Here is a 17,024-nt window from a genome sequence, read left to right on the forward strand (position 1 = left end):
TCAGCAGTATTCCGTTCAATTGCGCCCCCTCACCCTAACCCTCTCCCCCGCGCGGGGGCGAGGGTTCCGCCCCTACAAAAAATGCCGCCCCGATCAAATTCCTCCTCGACCCTTCAGGGTCAGGGTGAGGGTAATGCCTCTCACATTCCATGGCGCAACGCGAGCATGTCATCACGGATAATCCTGCCCGGTGGGCCTCACCATGATTTCGCTGGCATGGACATGAGGCGGCAGAGTGAGCAACCAGTAAATCGCTTCGGCAATATCCTGGGGCTCGAGTACTTTGCCGAATTGGGCAACCGCCTTGCCAAAGTTTTCCTCGGTATAGCCGGCCACTTGCTGGAATTCGGATACCACGAGGCCGGGCATAATGGTGGAAACCCGAACTCCGTGTGAACAGATTTCGCGACGAAGCCCCTCGGCAATGGCGCTGACAGCGAACTTACTTGAGCTGTAAAAACCGCTGAAGGGCGAAATATGCTTTGCAGCCACCGAACTGATGGCCACGATGTCTCCGCTCTTTCGTCGAGCCAGGTATTGCCCCGCCCGGCGCATCAGGAGCGCCAAACCAAGGACATTGACATCGTAGAGTTCCCGCCACTGGGATTCATCGCTGCCGAGGATGCCCCCCGCCAGTCCGCGACCCGCGTTGACCACAACGATATCATACTTGCCCCCTCCATCCTTCCATGAAAGGGCGCTATCCAGCAGCACATTAATGTCCGACTCGATGGCTGCGTCACCTGCTACAGCCAGGACTTTTCCGCCCTGGCCGGAGATTTCGGAAGCCAATTTCTCGAGTCTGTCATTACGACGAGCCTGGACGACCACCGCAGCCCCCGCCTGGGCGAGTGTCAGGGCTGTGGCCCGCCCTATGCCGGAACTGGCGCCGGTGATGATAGCGGTCTTGTTGGAAAGTGACTGGTCCGCCTTTCTTTGGATTGCTTTGTCGCTCATTTCATGCCTCTCTTCTGAAAGGGGGTCAAGCCCGTTATCGGCTCATGTTCGTTCTTCTTGACCGATTCCCGCCAAAGATGATGTCGAGGAAAAGCCGAAGGTCAAGGTCTCGCTCGGGAATCGCTTCTCCACGGCTGACACGGTTCAACGTATAACAAAGAATGCAGTACATCAACACGTGAGGGTCCAAGCCCGGTAATCCCTGGAGGGATTATGACATAAGAGCCAAGAGGTGACTTGTCCCTCTCATCGAGACCTCATGGATTCAGCCTCCCGGGCACAGGAACCGGTTCATAGGAAGTACACGTAGAAAAAGAGACGGACGCCGTGGCTGAGGAGATGTTGTCCAGGGGGCTTACTTTCATCCCGCCGCTTGAAAACGTGTACAAATAATCGCCCAAGACCAGAGTCCTTCTCATGCCGTTGGGGTAGCACAACGGATTGTCCGCGTAAAACTCGTCGTGGTCCAGTTGGCCCGCAAATGCCAACCCGGAAGCCGGGTCGACCCGATATACCTGGAAACCCGAAAAGATCGGGTCGAGAATGCCGGGCGGGGATTCCTGTTCCTCGAACACGGTAATTGGCAGGGCAAGGATGCGGTCGGGCGCGTAGTAGTTGAACGCCCTGTGGTCGTAAAGGGCCTCCGAGTCCGTGCCCGTGGTTCCTATAATTTCCATGTCCAGAAGGGAGGGCGCGCCCAAGTTCGACACGTCGTACAAGGAGACCTGCATCCCCTTGATCCATGCAAAGGTCCCCTGATCCTCCGTGTCCTTGCCTATAGTGAGCAGATGGGTTTCATCCGCGATGTGGATGTAATTGGAAAAGCCGGGCACCTCGAGTTGACCTGCGAGTTTTGGGTCGAACGGATCCTCCAGGTCCAACGTAAACAAAGGGTCCACCCGCTCGAAAGTCACAACGAAACCCAGGCTTCCCACGAAACGGACCGCGTAGATCTGTTCCCCCGGGGCGATGCCGCGCACTTCCCCGACTTGTTCCAGATTTGTTCCCGATTCTTTAAGGATGAACACATTGTTGCTCGATGGAGGGGATTCCTCCACGAAAAGGGGTTGCTGAGTCGTGGCGACTCTTAGGAAGCCGTCTTTTTCACTCATCGAAAACTGGTTCAGAAGCCAGCCTTCCACTTCACCGCTAGCCGTATAGGTGGCGCGCCCGGGATTCGCCCGAAGATCAAACCGATGGATTCGAGAGTGCTGCCCGCAGTCCTCTCCCGACACAACCGCGTTGGTAACGAATAGGCTCTCGGAGGATGCGTAGGCTACGGCAGTGGTGCTGAAAATAGAATCCTGAGCCGGTCCCGCAAGCGGGTCCTTCATATCCAGAACGAAAACCGTCAGAAGCATGCCCAGGTCCTCTCCATCGGGGACATAGAACGAATCGCAGGAAAAGAGGGTGTCCTCATAGGTCTCCCGGCCTTGAGCGCCGTGGACGATATCCAGCGAGTGGGGCAGCCATGAACTCAGGCTCTGCTCCTGTACGAGTTCCTCGTTGGCTTCGAGACCTTTCGAGTAGTCCCATTGAGGTGTGTTTACATTGCCGGCCACCAGAGAGTAGAGGCGATCCTCTATGAGGCGTCCACTCTGGAGCCAGCCCTGGATCTGAATCTCCCTCCAAACGAATGGGGCTCTCTTGTCCGATACGTCTACGAGCACCAGCGATAGGCCGTAGTCGTATTCAGGAACACTATCGCCGCCTGGGACCTCGGCCGGAGCCGGGACGCAAAAAACCGCGACTTTGTCTTGGCTCACGAGCATGCTTTGAGGGGCGCCCGGCAGCTCGATCCTCGAGAGCTCAACCGGACTCTGGGGCGAGGCGGCGCCGAAAATCAGGAGAAAACTGCCGCTGAGCACGTACACGGCTTCGCCGTCTGTCTTTACAATGTCGGGCTCATCTATTCCGGGCTCTTGGACGTTGGTCGAGGAATAATCTCCGCTTAACTCCTGGGCTCCTCCCGACCCCGGCGGTGATGGAAGGAGGGCGTCCACCGGCTCACCGGGCAGTGGAACGATTCTGTAGCAATCCTCTACGTCGGAATAGGCGGCCTCGATCATGCGGATCGCTTCTCGCTTGATTGAGGCTTCCAGTTCCTCACACGAGACGCTCCGGGTCAGCCGGACGTTTGCCTGTTCATTGATGGACGTGGCCTCGGATCCGCCGGAGCGGCATCCCGCAATCAGGACAATCAAGCCGGCCAAAGCTAAAAAGCCGACGAGCCCCCCGCCTATCCGATACGGAAAGCGGCGAAAAGAGAAAGTCGCTGCCATAGCGTTTGTCCTCCATTTTTGCGTGCGAACTTTGGTTGATCTGAAGCATTTTCTTCCCAAACAAATAGCGCTGCGCGCGGGCAGCGTCAAGCTATTCCATCCTGGCTTCGTCCCGGGGATTTGAACGGCCGTTCGAAGGGTGGCTAAGTCTTGTGGCAAAGAACGGCCGGCCAAAAGTACGGATCGTTGCCGGTCTTACGCTCGACCGGCAAGGAAAGAGATTGACACGGGAGCCGGAGTAACCTATCACGCCAAACGTTGGCATGTGCATGCGGCGTGGTGCTCCTTCGGAAACGCAGCCATCGAGCGATTCCGGATTGGAGAGGCGAGGCCTCGCGAAAGATTGTACGGATGGACATGAAGGATATCACTTGTCCAAGCCATGTCGAGTTCTTGATCTTCGTTACCCACGCAGGAAAGGCTCCAAATAGCTCCAAAGGCGGCATCGATGGGATTCAGTCCCTGTATCGAGTTCCCCCTAACGAGCGGTGTTCCGGAACGAACCTTCGCAAGCGTGGCGTCCATCATTCCAAATAATAAGCTTGGAGGAAAATTGACTCATCGGCCCTTTAAACTGACCTCCGACGGCTTAACTCAGGTCGTCTGGAACCTCACCCTCATTACGGTGGGCAGTATCGTTTGTTGTGTGGCTGTGAACGGGATACTGCTTCCACAGAAGTTTCTCGGAGCCGGATTTACGGGACTGTCGTTGGTCATTCATTATCTGATCCCTTCATTTCCCGTGTCGATTCTCTACTTTGTGCTTAATGTCCCGGTCTTTGCTCTTGGATGGAAATATGTCGGACATCGCTTCTTTTTTTACAGCATAGCGGGGCTGCTCATATTCTCGGGAGCTCTCGAGTGGACGCAGGTGAGCGTTCCCGTTCACGACAAGATACTGGCCGCTCTCCTGGCCGGCATTATCATGGGCGCCGGCGCCGGCGTCATTCTCAGATCTTTGGGGTCAGCCGGAGGACTGGATATCCTTTCGGTCTTCTTCCTGAAACGGTTTTCAATTCGACTGGGAACGACAATTCTTGCGTTCAACACCGTCATTCTTGTATTCGGCGCGATCATGTTTTCCCTGGAAATGGCGCTCTACACCCTGATCTATATCTATGTGAATTCCGCCGTCGTCAACGTTGTGGTTATGGGATGGAGTCAGAGAAGGGTGGTGATTATCATCTCTCCCGAATGGCAAAGAATTTCCAGCGAGATCACCAAGAAGATCAATAGAGGGGTTACGATTATTGACGGTCATGGGGGGTTCACCGGAAAGGACATGCATATGCTGTACACCGTGATCGCATTCCAGGAACTTCCGAGACTCAAACAACTGGCTCGCGATATCGATCCCAACGTATTCCTGGTGGTATCCGATACCCTTGAAGTGATGGGCACCCGCATAGGGAATCAGCCGCGTTGGTGACACAGGTTTCCGTCGACGGAGGGTTCATCGCAAGGCGAAGGCGGAACCGAAGTACCTCATGACAATCCGTGCGAATGCGCAACTTCCTTCCTCAGCCTTGCCGTCATCCAAATCCGGTTTCGCGAGTGTTTCGACATAGGAATCCNATGAGCGGCGCGGCGACGCCTGCAAAAGCCTTGAAAAAATACGAGGGAAACACTCGTAATGCTTCCCTCACTATACTGATCGTCCAGTTGGAGAGCCGTATCGACAAAGCAAACCGAAACAGCGGCGCCGTCCGGCGGGACTCTTATATCCGCGGACTCTGATCGAGCAGGAAGGCCTGGATGAACTCGTCCAGCCGTCCGTCCAAAACGGCGTCCACATTGCCCTCCTCGTGGTCGGTCCGGTGGTCCTTCACCAAGCGGTACGGCTGAAGCACGTAAGAGCGGATCTGACTTCCCCAGGCGATGTCCTTCTTGGTCTTGTGGAGCTTGTCCATTTCTTCCGCTTTTTTCTGAAGTTCCATTTCGTAGAGGCGTGCTTTGAGCACCTTCATGGCCGATTCTTTGTTTCGATGCTGCGACTTCTCGTTCTGGCATGTGACAACGAGACCCGTCGGATAATGCGTAAGGCGGACGGCGGACGAGGTCTTGTTCACGTGCTGGCCCCCATGACCGCTGGCTCGAAAGGTGTCGACCCTCAAGTCTTCCTCCCGGACCTCGATAACAATCTCGTCATCCACTTCGGGATAGACAAATAGGGATGCAAAGGAGGTGTGCCTGCGTCCGCTCGCGTCGAAAGGCGATATGCGCACCAGACGATGGATGCCTACTTCGGCTTTCAGGAACCCATAGGCGTTCAGTCCCTTGACTATAAAAGTAGTGCTCTTGATGCCCGCCTCTTCTCCATCGACCATATCCAGAATTTCCGTTTCAAAACTATGATCTTCCGCCCATCTGAGATACATGCGAAGCAAGATTTGAGCCCAATCCTGAGCCTCGGTGCCGCCGGCCCCCGCGTTTATGGATACGATGGCATTGCGAAAATCGTCCGGGCCGCCGAGCATCCGCTCGAATTCCAACTCACCCAGATCGTTTTCGATCTGCTCAAGATGCTGGTCGGCTTCCTTCATGGCGCCCAGATCTTCCTCTTCCCTGGCGAGTTCTATGAGAATTTCGGTGTCTTCGGTGCGCTGCTCGACTTTCTGGAAATGCTCTAGCCTGGGTAAAAGATAGGCCCGTTTCTTGAGAATTTTCTTGGCGCGGTCCTGATTGGCCCAGAACCGTTCTCTCGCCATGATGGAATCAATGCGTTTCAGTTTCTTTTGAATCCGCTCGACTTCAAAGACGACCTCTTAAAAAGTCCAATCGTTCTTTCACAGAGGTCAGTCTATTTTTTGCTTCCGAATACATGTTTAGTTCCTCCTTGTTGTCTTGCCCCAATGTAGGCGCGAACCCCTAGTACAACTATACCGATTATACAACAAAATGCAAAAAAATCCCCGTATCGGGCGTAAAACGTATCTATTGTCAGGATCGGCACTTCGGCGTCGATCACCATCTCTTCGAACAGCGTCGTCGTCATCAGGACCTTTCCGGACGCGTGGATAACGCCCGAAATTCCCGTGTTGGCCGCCCTGACGGAAAAGCTCCGGGTCTCCACGGAACGGAAGGTCAACATGGAAAAATGCTGGTAGGCAGCGCTGGAACGGCCGAACCACGCATCGTTGGTGATGTTTACCAGGATTTGAGCGCCATTGAGATGCGCTTTTCTTGCGAGATAAGGGAAAATGGACTCGAAACAGATGAGGGGCCCCAAGCGGATATCGTCATAGGAGAGTATCCCTCCGGGTTCGCCCGACGAGAAATCGCCCACCTGCTCTACCAGCTTACCCAAGAACGAAAACCACTTCTTCAACGGCACATACTCCCCATAGGGCACCAGATGACTCTTGTCGTACCTATTCAACGTATTTCCCGACCCGTCCAACAGCAGGGCCCTGTTGAAAAGCCGAACCCGTCCCCTCGAGTCCCAGCTTATGGCGGGTGCGCCGACGAGAAGATGCGTCTCATGGTTGCGGGCGATAGAGCGCAGCCGGTCGGTGAGCAGCTTGTCGCGATCGAAATAGAAGGGCGCGGCTGTTTCCGGCCAAACCACCAGGGTGGCGCCGCGTTGGACCGCTTCAGCGGTTAGGGCCTCGTAAATGTCTAAAGTCCCCGACTGGTACTCTTTCAACCATTTTCTGTCTTGTTCAATGTTACCCTGGGCCATCCCGATGTGCACTTTCGAAGCCGAGGCGGACTCCGCCTCGATCCACTCGAGTCGCGTTTGCCCGTAGACCAGAAGCAGAGCGACCATCACAACAGCGGAGATGACTTCCCCGGATACGAGTCGTTTCTTCCAGGGGCGGTCCGAAAACAGCAAAAGGAACAGGGCCACGTTTACGCTGACCAGGACAAAGGAGATTCCGTATACCCCGACAATATCCGCCGCCTGAATGAAGGCGAGCCGGCGGTACATGGAGTATCCCAGGAGTTCCCAGGGAAATCCGGTGAAAATGTGAGAACGAACCCACTCGAAGGTCACCCAGAGCAGAGGGGCCGCAGGAAAGAGATGGGAGCCCTTGCGCTCGAGCCAGGCCAAGGTCAGGCAGAAACACCCGATGAACAGGGCCAGCACCGATGTGAACAGCAAGAGCACCAACACGGAGACCGCAGGAGATAGTCCCCCGTAGTAGCCCATCACGTGATAGACCCAGTAGATGAGGCTGACGAAATGCGTCAGTCCCGTTATGAATCCCAAAAGGAACGCCCGCCTGGGATTCTTCCCGCTGATCGCTTTGAACAGAGGAATCAGGGCCAAAAAGGCCAGGAGCCACCATTCCGTTTTGGGGAAAGCGAGAGTCAGCAGTATGCCGGAGAGCAAAGATAGCGCGATTGCAGACATGATCGTCAGTTGGTGTGGGAGGGTCTGTTGCGGGCGACTCGAACCTGCTCGATACGCCGTTGGTCCGCCGACTCGATCGTGAACGTCAAATCTTCATAGGCGTATTCTTCCGACGAAGCGGGAACCCTACCGAAACACTCGACTAGAAAACCCCCGAGGGACCCGTAGTCGCCTTCCGGCAGCTTGACTTGAAGAGATTCTTCCAGATCCTCGATGTCCATCCGAGCGTCAACGAGAAAGGTGTTTTCGTCGATGCGGGAAATCATGTCGACCTCGCGGTCGTGTTCATCGTGGATTTCCCCGACAATCTCCTCGATAATATCCTCAACGGTCAAAAGACCGTCCGTGCCCCCATACTCATCCGTAACAATCACCATGTGAATGTGATCATCGAGCATTTCCCTGAGGAGTTCGTTCACGCGTTTGCCGCCGTGCACGAAATGAGCGGGCCTCATGGCCTCCGGTATGATCTTGTAAGAAGCATCCTTTCCCCAGAAGGGAAGCAGATCCTTCACATGAAGTACGCCTTCGATGTGATCCAGATTGTCTCTAAATACGGGATATCGGGTATGACCATACTCGTCGGAACAGCCTATGATGTCCGCCAGCGAGGCGTCCAGGGAAACGCCGACGATCTCCGTCCGGGGAACCAGAATTTCGCGGGCGCTCGTGTCCCCTAATTCCAGCACGCCCTGGATCATATCCCCTTCCTGAAGGGTGATCAGGCCTTCTTGTTCTCCGGCGCCGATGAGTTCGTGAATTTCCTGTTCGATGCGCGCTGAACGGCTCAAGCGCCGCCGTCCGAGGAATCGGGTCAGACGCTGAATAAACGAGGGATGGACGTCGTCATCCAATGCTAGTCACCACCAGTCATGTCAAAAGAATATTAAGAACAAATGCCGGGTCTGTCAACGGAATTCCGGCGGATTCCAATGGTACGGACAAGCTTCGCCGGCCGGCCTTTTACCATTGACTGACGGGCATGATGCGGCCCGCCGGTTGCTCATGATACATCAGCCAGCCTTTATGAATGATTTCCTGAGTCACTTTGGGAAGCGCGTACTTGGATAGGTCCGACTTGGGGACCCAGAAGGCCCGGTCGACATCATCCGAGGGCGACGGGACGCCGCTTTTCCAGCGGCAAAGGAATTCCGCAATCACATAGTGAAATTGCGGCATCTCGCCCTCGGCTTTGACGATCCTTTCGACAAAAGTGATGAGTTCGACGGGATCGGCCTGAACTCCTGTCTCTTCCAGCACTTCTCGGATAATGGCCTCCCGGAGGGTCTCGCCGAGTTCCACGGCGCCGCCGGGAATGGACCATGCGCCGAGGGAAGGCTGCTTGGCCCGGCGCACCAGCAGGAGACGGTCATCGGGGTCAAAGACTACGGCGGCTACACATAAGACAGGTTGTTCGGGGTATTCTCTTCGCATGATCCATCCATATCGAGAAATGGTTGAGGGGCTCGAGCATCTCGTCGCCCCTTCCGAAAAAAAGCGGAAGACTCAGATCTCCCGCGCCCGCTTGACGTCGTGAACCTCTCCCATGACGACGAGAACCATTCCGGCTTCGAGGGTGACCTCCGGATTGGGGTTGAATTCCATCGGGGCCCCGCGGCTCGGCTCGACGGCCAAAACCATCAGGTCGTATTTTTGGGGAAGGTTGCATTCTCCCAGCTTCTTACCGGCCAGCTTCGAGCCCTCTTTGACGGGAACCTCTTCGATTCTCAGCGTTCCGCGAGCGCTTCGAATCATCTTGTCTAAAAAGTCAACGGCGGAGGGCCTGATCATCTCGGAGGCAATCCTCAAGCCTCCAATGAGTGTGGGAGAAACCACGGAATTGGCCCCGGCCTTGCGGAGTTTGGGCTCGATTCCGACGTCCACGAATTTCGACACAATACGCATCGTGGGGTTAAGCATGCGGGCGCTCATGGTGATATAGAGATTTTCCTTATCCGTGGGAAGGGCGGCTACGAGGCCGGACGCTTTCACGATGCCGGCGCTTTCAAGAATCTGATCGTCGGTGGCGTCTCCCTCCAAAAAGAAGAGACCTTCTCCTCCGCTTCCGGCTCGACGTTCCGCCGAACATGCGACGTTTTCGAGAAGAGACAACCTCTGCGGATTGATGTCCACGGCCACGACCTGATTCAAATTCTTGAGCAGCTCATCGATCACGCGAAGTCCGGTCTCCCCGACTCCGCACACGATGCAGTGGCCGCTCAACTTGTTGATCTGACTCTGCATATGTTTCCTCCGCAACAGACCCGTGAAGTGGCCTTCCACTATGAAAGCCGTAAGAGAGCTTGCGGCGTATACCAATACGCCCATCCCCGATATGATGAGCACCATGGTGTAAATGACGGTCACAGGACGGCGGCTGACGTCTATAACTTCGCCATACCCGACCGTAGTCAGCGAGATGACCGTCATATAGACACATTTCAGGAAGGATTCCTGCCCAAAGAACAAAATATAATAGCCCAGACTTCCGATGAGGATCACCAGAAAAACCAGGGCTGCAACTCCAGCAACTCGATTTCGTGGAAACACGGCATCACCCTGCGTGGGTTTTTATCGGCCGCTCGGGTGGGATTCGAGAGCCCGACGAGTTTCGCACCGCCTGGCGGTTTGTCCCACCGGTTTATGTTCGACTACCCGGCCTGCGGGGTTTTGGTTTTATGGACAATGAGGCTATAGGTCTTTGGTCCTATTTCCGATAGACCCCCAGGATGCCGTGGAGAGCTCGATCCTGAGTCAGCGCCCGAAGTCCCGGATACCTTGGAATGACGCGGTCCAACCCGTAAACCAGGTAGACGGCGCCCGCTTTGGCTTCCCGGGCAATCTTATCGGCGAAAACATCGTGCAGTGTAAAGTGGGTGTAGAAGACGTCGATGTTTTCAAAGCCGATTCCCGTATCCCGTCTCAGCTCGGCATAGGTGGAGTCTTTTAATGAATCGCCCACCCATGTTCGAAGCCGGTCCGGAGGCGTTGCAAGATTGCGGCCTTCCAGCAGGTCATTCAATTCATTCCGCAGAGGCGACGCTTTCGCGATCAGGTCTTCGTCCAACTCGACGCCGAGAGAGAACCGGACCCAGTAACTCATCAATACGTTTACTCGACCGTCCGCACATCCCATGTCCAGAAATACGGTGTGACGGGGAAGGAGCAGACCTTCCTCAACGAGGTCGGGGATGCACCGGCCAAGAGAGGCAAGATCCGTTGACTTCCGTTCGCCTTCATTGCCGCTTAATGCTGAACGTCCAACTCCTTGCCGCAGACTTCCTGAACGTGGATGATGTCGGGTGTCGGCAGCTTTTGCGTGATTTGACGGCACAAATAGTTCACGCACAGGACCTGCCTTGCCGGCAATGTACAGCCGCGTTCACCGAGAAAGTGGCAGGAATCATGCTCCAACCTGTCTTCCTCGAGTTCAGCTCCCAGCAAGAGATTCAGCAGGAGAAGCACAGCGTCGTATCGCAGTTCGATGCCGTTCCCGCAGCAGCTTCCCCCTTCTTCCGTATCACAACGGGCGCAAAGGCTGAAAACGCCCGTGTCCTTCATCGCTTGGGCGCTGCCATCTATACAACGGCGATATTGGTCCAGTAAAGCGGTGAGTTGCTTATCCTTCGCCAGGCATGCGTGGTACCGTTCCCAAAGGTCTTGCGCCAAATCCAATCTTGCCTGGAACGGCTGGTATATACCCGTATCTTTCAGAAATTGTATGGATCTCATGGATTCGGCCGGCCGATTTCGCTTGCGTACGGACTCCGGATTCCTAGCGGCTCTTCACCCTTTTGACCACCGCTTTTTTCAACAGCGACACGCCTTTCTTGTCCCTCAGGTCGAATACGGCGTGTCGAAAAACCACCACGGGGGTTCCGTCTTTCAGTTTGATGGTGATTTCGTAGCGGTTGAATCCGGTAACAAGGCCCCTGATAAGGTCTCCCTCGAGGGTGGTAAGAAAAACCACGCGCCGTTCCTGCATGACCGGGGAAAGGGTTTTGTTCTTCACGTGATTCCGGTTGCCCGGCTGCGGAATCGGATCCAGATTACGGTTCCTGATGTCGGGTTCAACCTTCAGCAACTTGTTTACCGAAGCTTCTGCAGCGGCTTCGAACAGGAATTTGATCTGAAGCTTGTTGATCTCGATGGGGCCTTTTTGATCCTCTTTGAACAGCACATCGAACGGATCGTTGGCAGCCACCGTGCCTCTCAAGATCTCATGGCCGTGGCAGTGGAGCACGGATTTCTGTTGGCCGGCAAGGAGTCGATTGAAAACCGATTCTCCGTAATGTTCCTTCAAATAGATCGTTAACTCTTCCGTGCTCATTTCATACCTCTACGCTTTCCGCATCAAGGCTAACAGATAAAAGATTCGGGTCCGGATTGCAAGCGCCGCCTGCAGGGATTTGTGTCTCATCGTTCAAGGCGTTCTTCGAAAACCCGTTTCTTCATAAGCAGCGCGCATGCTCGCAATTTCCTTTTTACATGGAAGTTGACAAAAGGCAAGATGGATGGAAATGATGACTATTCACCCTGCGTTCTTGAGGCCGGCGATGGACCGGCGGACACGGCTCATCTGGACACCACTCGCCTGACCGAGAAAGGAAGACGTTTATGGCGGACCTGAAAAAAGAATACTATACCATAGTGGAAGACCATTTCCCCAAGCGGATCACCATGGATTTCGGAGGACAACTCCTTGTTTATGAAAAACATACCTGGAAGATCCGTGAGGATTCAACCGGCCCCGTTGTGGAACGAGGGCTACGGTATGGCGAGAATCCGGGACAGGAAGCCGCCTTGTATCGGCTGCTGAACGGCAATCTGGTCTTGGGCGATTGCCGTTTTGTCGAGCCTGGAGAAGGCCTGGTCAGCTCGATAAAAGAAGAGGACATGCTGCAGTTCGGAAAACATCCCGGAAAGACCAATCTTACCGATATCGACAATTCATTGAATATATTGAAATTTTTGATGGGACAACCCTGCGCGGTCATTGTCAAGCACAACAACCCCTGTGGTGTGGCCTACGGGAGCAGTCTTGCGGAAGCCTATGCCCGTGCGAATATGGCGGACCGGATTGCGGCGTTCGGCGGCTGCGCCGCGTTCAACCGGGAAGTGGACGCGGAAACGGCGCAACTGATTGCGGACAACTATCTCGAGGTCGTCGTCGCGCCGGACTACGCCGGGAAGGCGTTGGATCTATTACGGAAGAGGGCCAACCTGCGTATCGTGCGCATTCGGAGGATGAGCGATCTGCAATCCTACGTACACAGCCGGTTCCTGGATTTCAAGAGTCTGATGGACGGCGGAATCATCGTACAGCAATCCGCCGTAAATCGGGTTCTCGGCAAGAAGGACTTCCTGTCGGCGACAGCCTCGCACGAGGGCAAGGAATATCGAATCGATCGGACTCCCACGGACGACGAGTTGGAAGACCTGCTGTTCGGGTGGGCGGTGGAGCAGGGCGTGACGTCCAACTCCGTCCTGTACGTAAAAGACAGGGCTACCGTGGGCATCGGCACAGGGGAACAGGACCGTGTGGGAGTAGCTGAAATCGCTGTTTACAAGGCCTATGCCAAATATCGGGACGCCGTTTGCTTCAAGAAACACGGTGTCCCATTCAAGACGCTCGAACTCGATATTCAGCAGGGCCGTCGCCCCGTCACTCAAAAAGAGGAAATCGAGGAGATTGCGCGGGCGAACAAGGGAGGCCTCATCGGATCGGCCATGGTTTCAGATGCCTTCTTCCCGTTTCGCGACGGAGTGGACGTAGGTTTGAAAGAGGGCGTTCGGGCGGTGGTGCAGCCCGGCGGATCACTCAGGGACTACGAAGTGATCGAAGCCTGCAACGAGGCCGGCGCCGCCATGGTCTTCACCGGCCAGAGAGCTTTTAAGCATTGAGCCGAAGCAGGTAGGGGCGAATAATGATTCGCCCGTCGTGTCCCGGTGCGGGGGCGTATTGCAGCACGCCCCTACTTTTTCAACAAAGCGTCGACGCTTTTGAAAATCAGGTCCCGGGGCGAGGCGTCGGCGAGAATCTCGTCGATCTCCTTGGCAACGGAGAGTTCCTCTTTCTGGTCGATCAGGTCCTGATACTTCTGGCCGAGTTGCGCAAGGATGGCGATTTTCTGCTGCAGAGACGCTTGCGTAATAAACACCAGATGGAGCAGAGCCTCGTGGGAGCAAACGAGGTCCGATTCCATAAATACGGGGAGGACAATCATGGTCTGCGTTCCCTGTGGTCCGGCGGACCAGTCGCTTTTGCTCGTACGCAGGACTCTCCGTTTGGAACCTTTGGCGTGTTGCGGAGTAACGTAACGGGATTCTTCGACCTTCGAGGAACCCGTCCCCGCTACGGCGCGAATTCTTGGCGGCGGCGAATCGGCTCTCGTTTCGATGGGGTCCAAAACCTGGTACAAAAGGCCCCCTTCCACGCCCGAGATCACGGGGGACAGGGCTTCGAGGAGATGCCGGTCGTGAGGCATGAGATGGTCCGGGAGGACTCCCAACAACTGGAAGCTGTCCAAGAGCAGGGGAGAAATCTCCAGTTGCGGTCGCGAGATGCCCACCGTTACGGTCTTTGCCTGGTGTCGAATGGTGTCGATGGGACGGGTGGACTCATCGATGAGGTTGTTCAGAATCGACAGTGCTTCCATGAGTTGGCCTTGATCGGGTTCCATATCCCGAGGTTGGTCTTTCAACCGCAAGATGTACCGGGCCAGGGCGGCGACGTGGCGGGCGGGAAGAGCCGAGTCCATTTGGCCGTTTTCGATCATGGAAAGGCCCTCTTCCAGACGCCTCAGCAGATCGTCGGGATCCCAATCGGCCGTATGTTCGATGACCCGGGCCAGTTGATGGCGTATGTTACGAAAGCAGTCCGCCCGGCGATCGATCTCCTTGGCCGCTTCTATTCCCCACAAGTGTCCGGCAACCGTAGCCAGAACAAAGGCCAGTCCGCCGCCGATGAGCGGCAGTTTTGTCGTACACTCGGCGATGCCGTCGAATCGATGTTCTCCGGCGGCGCAAAACACCATGGGCCTGCCGTTATGGGCTTTGAAAATCGTGACTTCCTTTACAGTATCCTGCACGACCATTTCGGAAAGGTCGTTGGCCACGACAATGGTGAACGGCTCCGTGGACAGGTCGATATGTTTCTTGTCTTCGGTCACATCGCAGGGAATGGACTTGTAGCATAGTTCACTGAGTTTGATGCGGATCTCTTCCGCGGCGATTCGGTTGGCGCCGTTTCCGACAACGGCCCAGTACCGGTTGAAGGGGCCGTATTGCCCCGCATAGCGGGCTATGCTCTCTTGCTTTTTCAGCACTTCCGCGATCTTGTCCGGCAGGTTCTCGAGTTCGGTCAATTCCGAAAAAAGATCTTCATCTCCGATGACTTCCAGCTCCTTGGCCAGCCAAAGCGCCATGAGTTTTCCCGCCGCCACCTGCGAGTAGTATGCTTTGGTGGACGCCACGGACATTTCGACGTCACGCCCGTTGCTAGTGTACATGTAGGAATTGGATTTCCGGACCAGGGGAGAGTTCCGACGGTTGACGATGGCGTGGACCCATGCGCCCCGCTCCCGCGCCAGGTCGACGACACGGTTTGTGTCATTGGTCGTGCCGCTTTGCGACACCGCGATCAGAACCGTATCTTCCAGACGGCGGTCCGCCAGGAAACCGAATAATTCCGACGCCTTTGTCGACTCCACCACGATTCCCCGCGGCTCGAGGGCGCGTCGGATCAGGAACGCGATTCCCATGGAAGCAATCGACGCGGTTCCCTGGCCGGCTACAACGATGCGACGGATAGGAGGTAAATCCGGACTCTGGAATCTCCGGAGGAGGGCGTGACAATTCCCGAAATTCCCCAGGAGGAATTCCACTCGACCATTGCTCTTGCGATATTTGCCGTGGAGCGTTTTCAACACGCTTTCGGGAGCTTCATGGATTTCTTTTTCAATGTAATAATCGAAGTGTTTTCGGAAAATATCCCGGGAGAACACTTCGATGGTTTCCGGTTTCAGATGGAACGAGCCGCCTCCGGCGAGGAATCTGCCGCTTAACTCGACGTCGTCCTCTTCGCCGGAGCTTGGGGCTTCCGAGAGGATGACACTCACCCCTCCCTGTTCCACCGTGGCTATGGGATAGGAGCGCCGGCATCGCGCCGCCAGGCCGTATGGTTCCGATGCGACGAGCCAGCCATCGAGTACTTTGCCTACATACAGGCTTTGTCCGCTTCCCTTTTGGGCCAGGTACAGGCTACTCGGCTGTTTTGGGTGCTGCATCGCCACGGCCAGTGAGCCCACGCAGCGCTGCATCACATGGCCAAAGCGGTCGCCGGCGGATTCTCTTTCGGCGCCATCCAGGTTGAACAGCACGGGAAGGATCTTCGCGTCGGTGCTGATAGAGGGGTCTATACTCGCCCCGTTGGGAATCACCACGGTATCCACCAAGGCGCCGTAATTGTCCACGTCCCCGTTCAGGACGAACATCACATCATCGTTTCCGCCGTCCTTCGAGGGTGTTCTTCTTATAACGCGGCCGTCTACCGGATGGCAGTTTGGAACGCTGATGATGCCGTTCGACGCCCAACGCGTGTGGGCGATGAGATTGGCGCTCTCCAACTCCGCGCACAGCTTCCACAGCAGGCGATCATCCCGGATCGCCGCCCTCAGGGCGTTTCCATTGTCGCCCAGTCTTCCGACCAGGTTGGCCACCTTATAGACGAATCGGCAGATCCTGCGACCATCTGGGAGCATACCCGTGAGAACGAAGCCTGAAAGGGCGTTCCGGATGGACCGGCGGCGGTCCAGCTCGGCGCGTTCGAACTCGTCGAGACGGTCTTCGGGACGCGTGCCGGAGGGAAGGACGCACAAAACGGCAAGGCCGGCGGAATCCCGTCCACGCACTTCAAGTTTGTCGATGCTCTCGATAACCTGTTCGATGACCCAGGCCAGGTAGTGCTGAGACCGGGTGGGTTCACCACCGAGCCCCTCCGATATCAGAGATCGGGTCCGGGTCACGTTCTGTATGACTTCACGGTCCAGCTGCCAGAGATAATCCTCGAGCTTCTCGTGAAGGCTCTCCAGACCGTGGGAGGATTCGCCTCGCTTAATCATCTCAGACGTGCGGTCCCTCAGGGAAAGAACGTAACCGGCTATGTTCTCGATGGACTCTGACGTGCGCGGATCCGTCAGCATGTTCAGGTGGAGCGCGAAGCACATCAAGTCCTTGAAGCGGTTCGCCAGACCTTCAACGGAGCTTGTCAGTCTCGTAAGGTCGTCCGGATCCGATGAAGCGCCGGCGAGATCGCTGCGCAGGTCTTCCACCCACGTAAGTTCCGAGGATTCCCGCCACCGGTTGTTACCCAAAAAACAGGCTATCCCGCACATGAATGTTCCCCATAGCTGAGTTTGATAGAATGC

12 protein-coding genes and 1 pseudogene are annotated in these 17,024 nt (G+C 55.8%); 2 read left to right on the forward strand and 11 right to left on the reverse strand.

The features are described from left to right. Positions 1-171: 171 nt before the first annotated feature. The gene (locus tag HY788_07395) at positions 172-957 is read right to left on the reverse strand and encodes an SDR family NAD(P)-dependent oxidoreductase (protein MBI4773990.1); all 786 of its coding nucleotides are present in this window, start codon (positions 955-957) and stop codon (positions 172-174) included. Between the two features lie 257 nt (positions 958-1,214). Beyond that, positions 1,215-3,239: a beta-propeller domain-containing protein gene (locus HY788_07400; GenBank protein ID MBI4773991.1), complete on the reverse strand. Its 2,025-nt coding sequence runs from the start codon at positions 3,237-3,239 to the stop codon at positions 1,215-1,217. A 448-nt stretch (positions 3,240-3,687) separates the two neighbouring features. On the opposite strand from HY788_07400, the gene HY788_07405 reads away from it, so the two are divergent. Continuing rightward, entirely contained in the window at positions 3,688-4,668 is a 981-nt protein-coding gene (locus HY788_07405) for a YitT family protein (GenBank protein MBI4773992.1), read from the forward strand. Between the two features lie 289 nt (positions 4,669-4,957). Here the strand turns inward: HY788_07405 and prfB are convergent, their stop codons facing one another. The 8 genes and pseudogenes from prfB to HY788_07445 form a co-directional block, all read right to left on the reverse strand. Further along, the gene (gene prfB / locus HY788_07410) at positions 4,958-5,980 is read right to left on the reverse strand and encodes a peptide chain release factor 2 (GenBank protein MBI4773993.1); all 1,023 of its coding nucleotides are present in this window, start codon (positions 5,978-5,980) and stop codon (positions 4,958-4,960) included. Between the two features lie 59 nt (positions 5,981-6,039). Next, a complete protein-coding gene (lnt, locus tag HY788_07415; GenBank protein MBI4773994.1) occupies positions 6,040-7,596 on the reverse strand; it encodes an apolipoprotein N-acyltransferase in 1,557 nt (518 codons plus the stop codon). A gap of 5 nt (positions 7,597-7,601) precedes the next feature. Beyond that, the gene (locus tag HY788_07420) at positions 7,602-8,450 is read right to left on the reverse strand and encodes an HlyC/CorC family transporter (protein ID MBI4773995.1); all 849 of its coding nucleotides are present in this window, start codon (positions 8,448-8,450) and stop codon (positions 7,602-7,604) included. A gap of 109 nt (positions 8,451-8,559) precedes the next feature. Beyond that, the gene (locus HY788_07425; GenBank protein ID MBI4773996.1) at positions 8,560-9,030 is read right to left on the reverse strand and encodes an NUDIX hydrolase; all 471 of its coding nucleotides are present in this window, start codon (positions 9,028-9,030) and stop codon (positions 8,560-8,562) included. Between the two features lie 72 nt (positions 9,031-9,102). Then, positions 9,103-10,110, reverse strand: a pseudogene (locus HY788_07430) (potassium channel protein). 193 nt (positions 10,111-10,303) lie between these two features. After that, on the reverse strand, positions 10,304-10,699 hold the full coding sequence (locus HY788_07435) for a hypothetical protein (protein ID MBI4773997.1): 396 nt from the start codon (positions 10,697-10,699) through the stop codon (positions 10,304-10,306). Positions 10,700-10,842: 143 nt separating this feature from the next. Beyond that, positions 10,843-11,328 carry a hypothetical protein gene (locus HY788_07440; protein MBI4773998.1) on the reverse strand — a complete coding sequence of 162 codons (486 nt, stop codon included), beginning with the start codon at positions 11,326-11,328 and terminating at the stop codon, positions 10,843-10,845. Positions 11,329-11,371: 43 nt separating this feature from the next. After that, positions 11,372-11,926 (reverse strand): hypothetical protein, encoded by a 555-nt coding sequence (locus HY788_07445; protein MBI4773999.1) that lies wholly within the window; start codon positions 11,924-11,926, stop codon positions 11,372-11,374. Between the two features lie 287 nt (positions 11,927-12,213). On the opposite strand from HY788_07445, the gene HY788_07450 reads away from it, so the two are divergent. Further along, positions 12,214-13,500 (forward strand): IMP cyclohydrolase, encoded by a 1,287-nt coding sequence (locus HY788_07450; GenBank protein ID MBI4774000.1) that lies wholly within the window; start codon positions 12,214-12,216, stop codon positions 13,498-13,500. Positions 13,501-13,571: 71 nt separating this feature from the next. Here the strand turns inward: HY788_07450 and HY788_07455 are convergent, their stop codons facing one another. Continuing rightward, positions 13,572-16,991, reverse strand: coding sequence for an SIS domain-containing protein (locus HY788_07455; GenBank protein ID MBI4774001.1), 3,420 nt, complete (start codon positions 16,989-16,991; stop codon positions 13,572-13,574). Positions 16,992-17,024: the final 33 nt, after the last annotated feature.

This window comes from Deltaproteobacteria bacterium (assembly GCA_016208165.1).
Lineage (GTDB): Bacteria > Desulfobacterota > Desulfarculia > JACQYL01 > JACQYL01 > JACQYL01.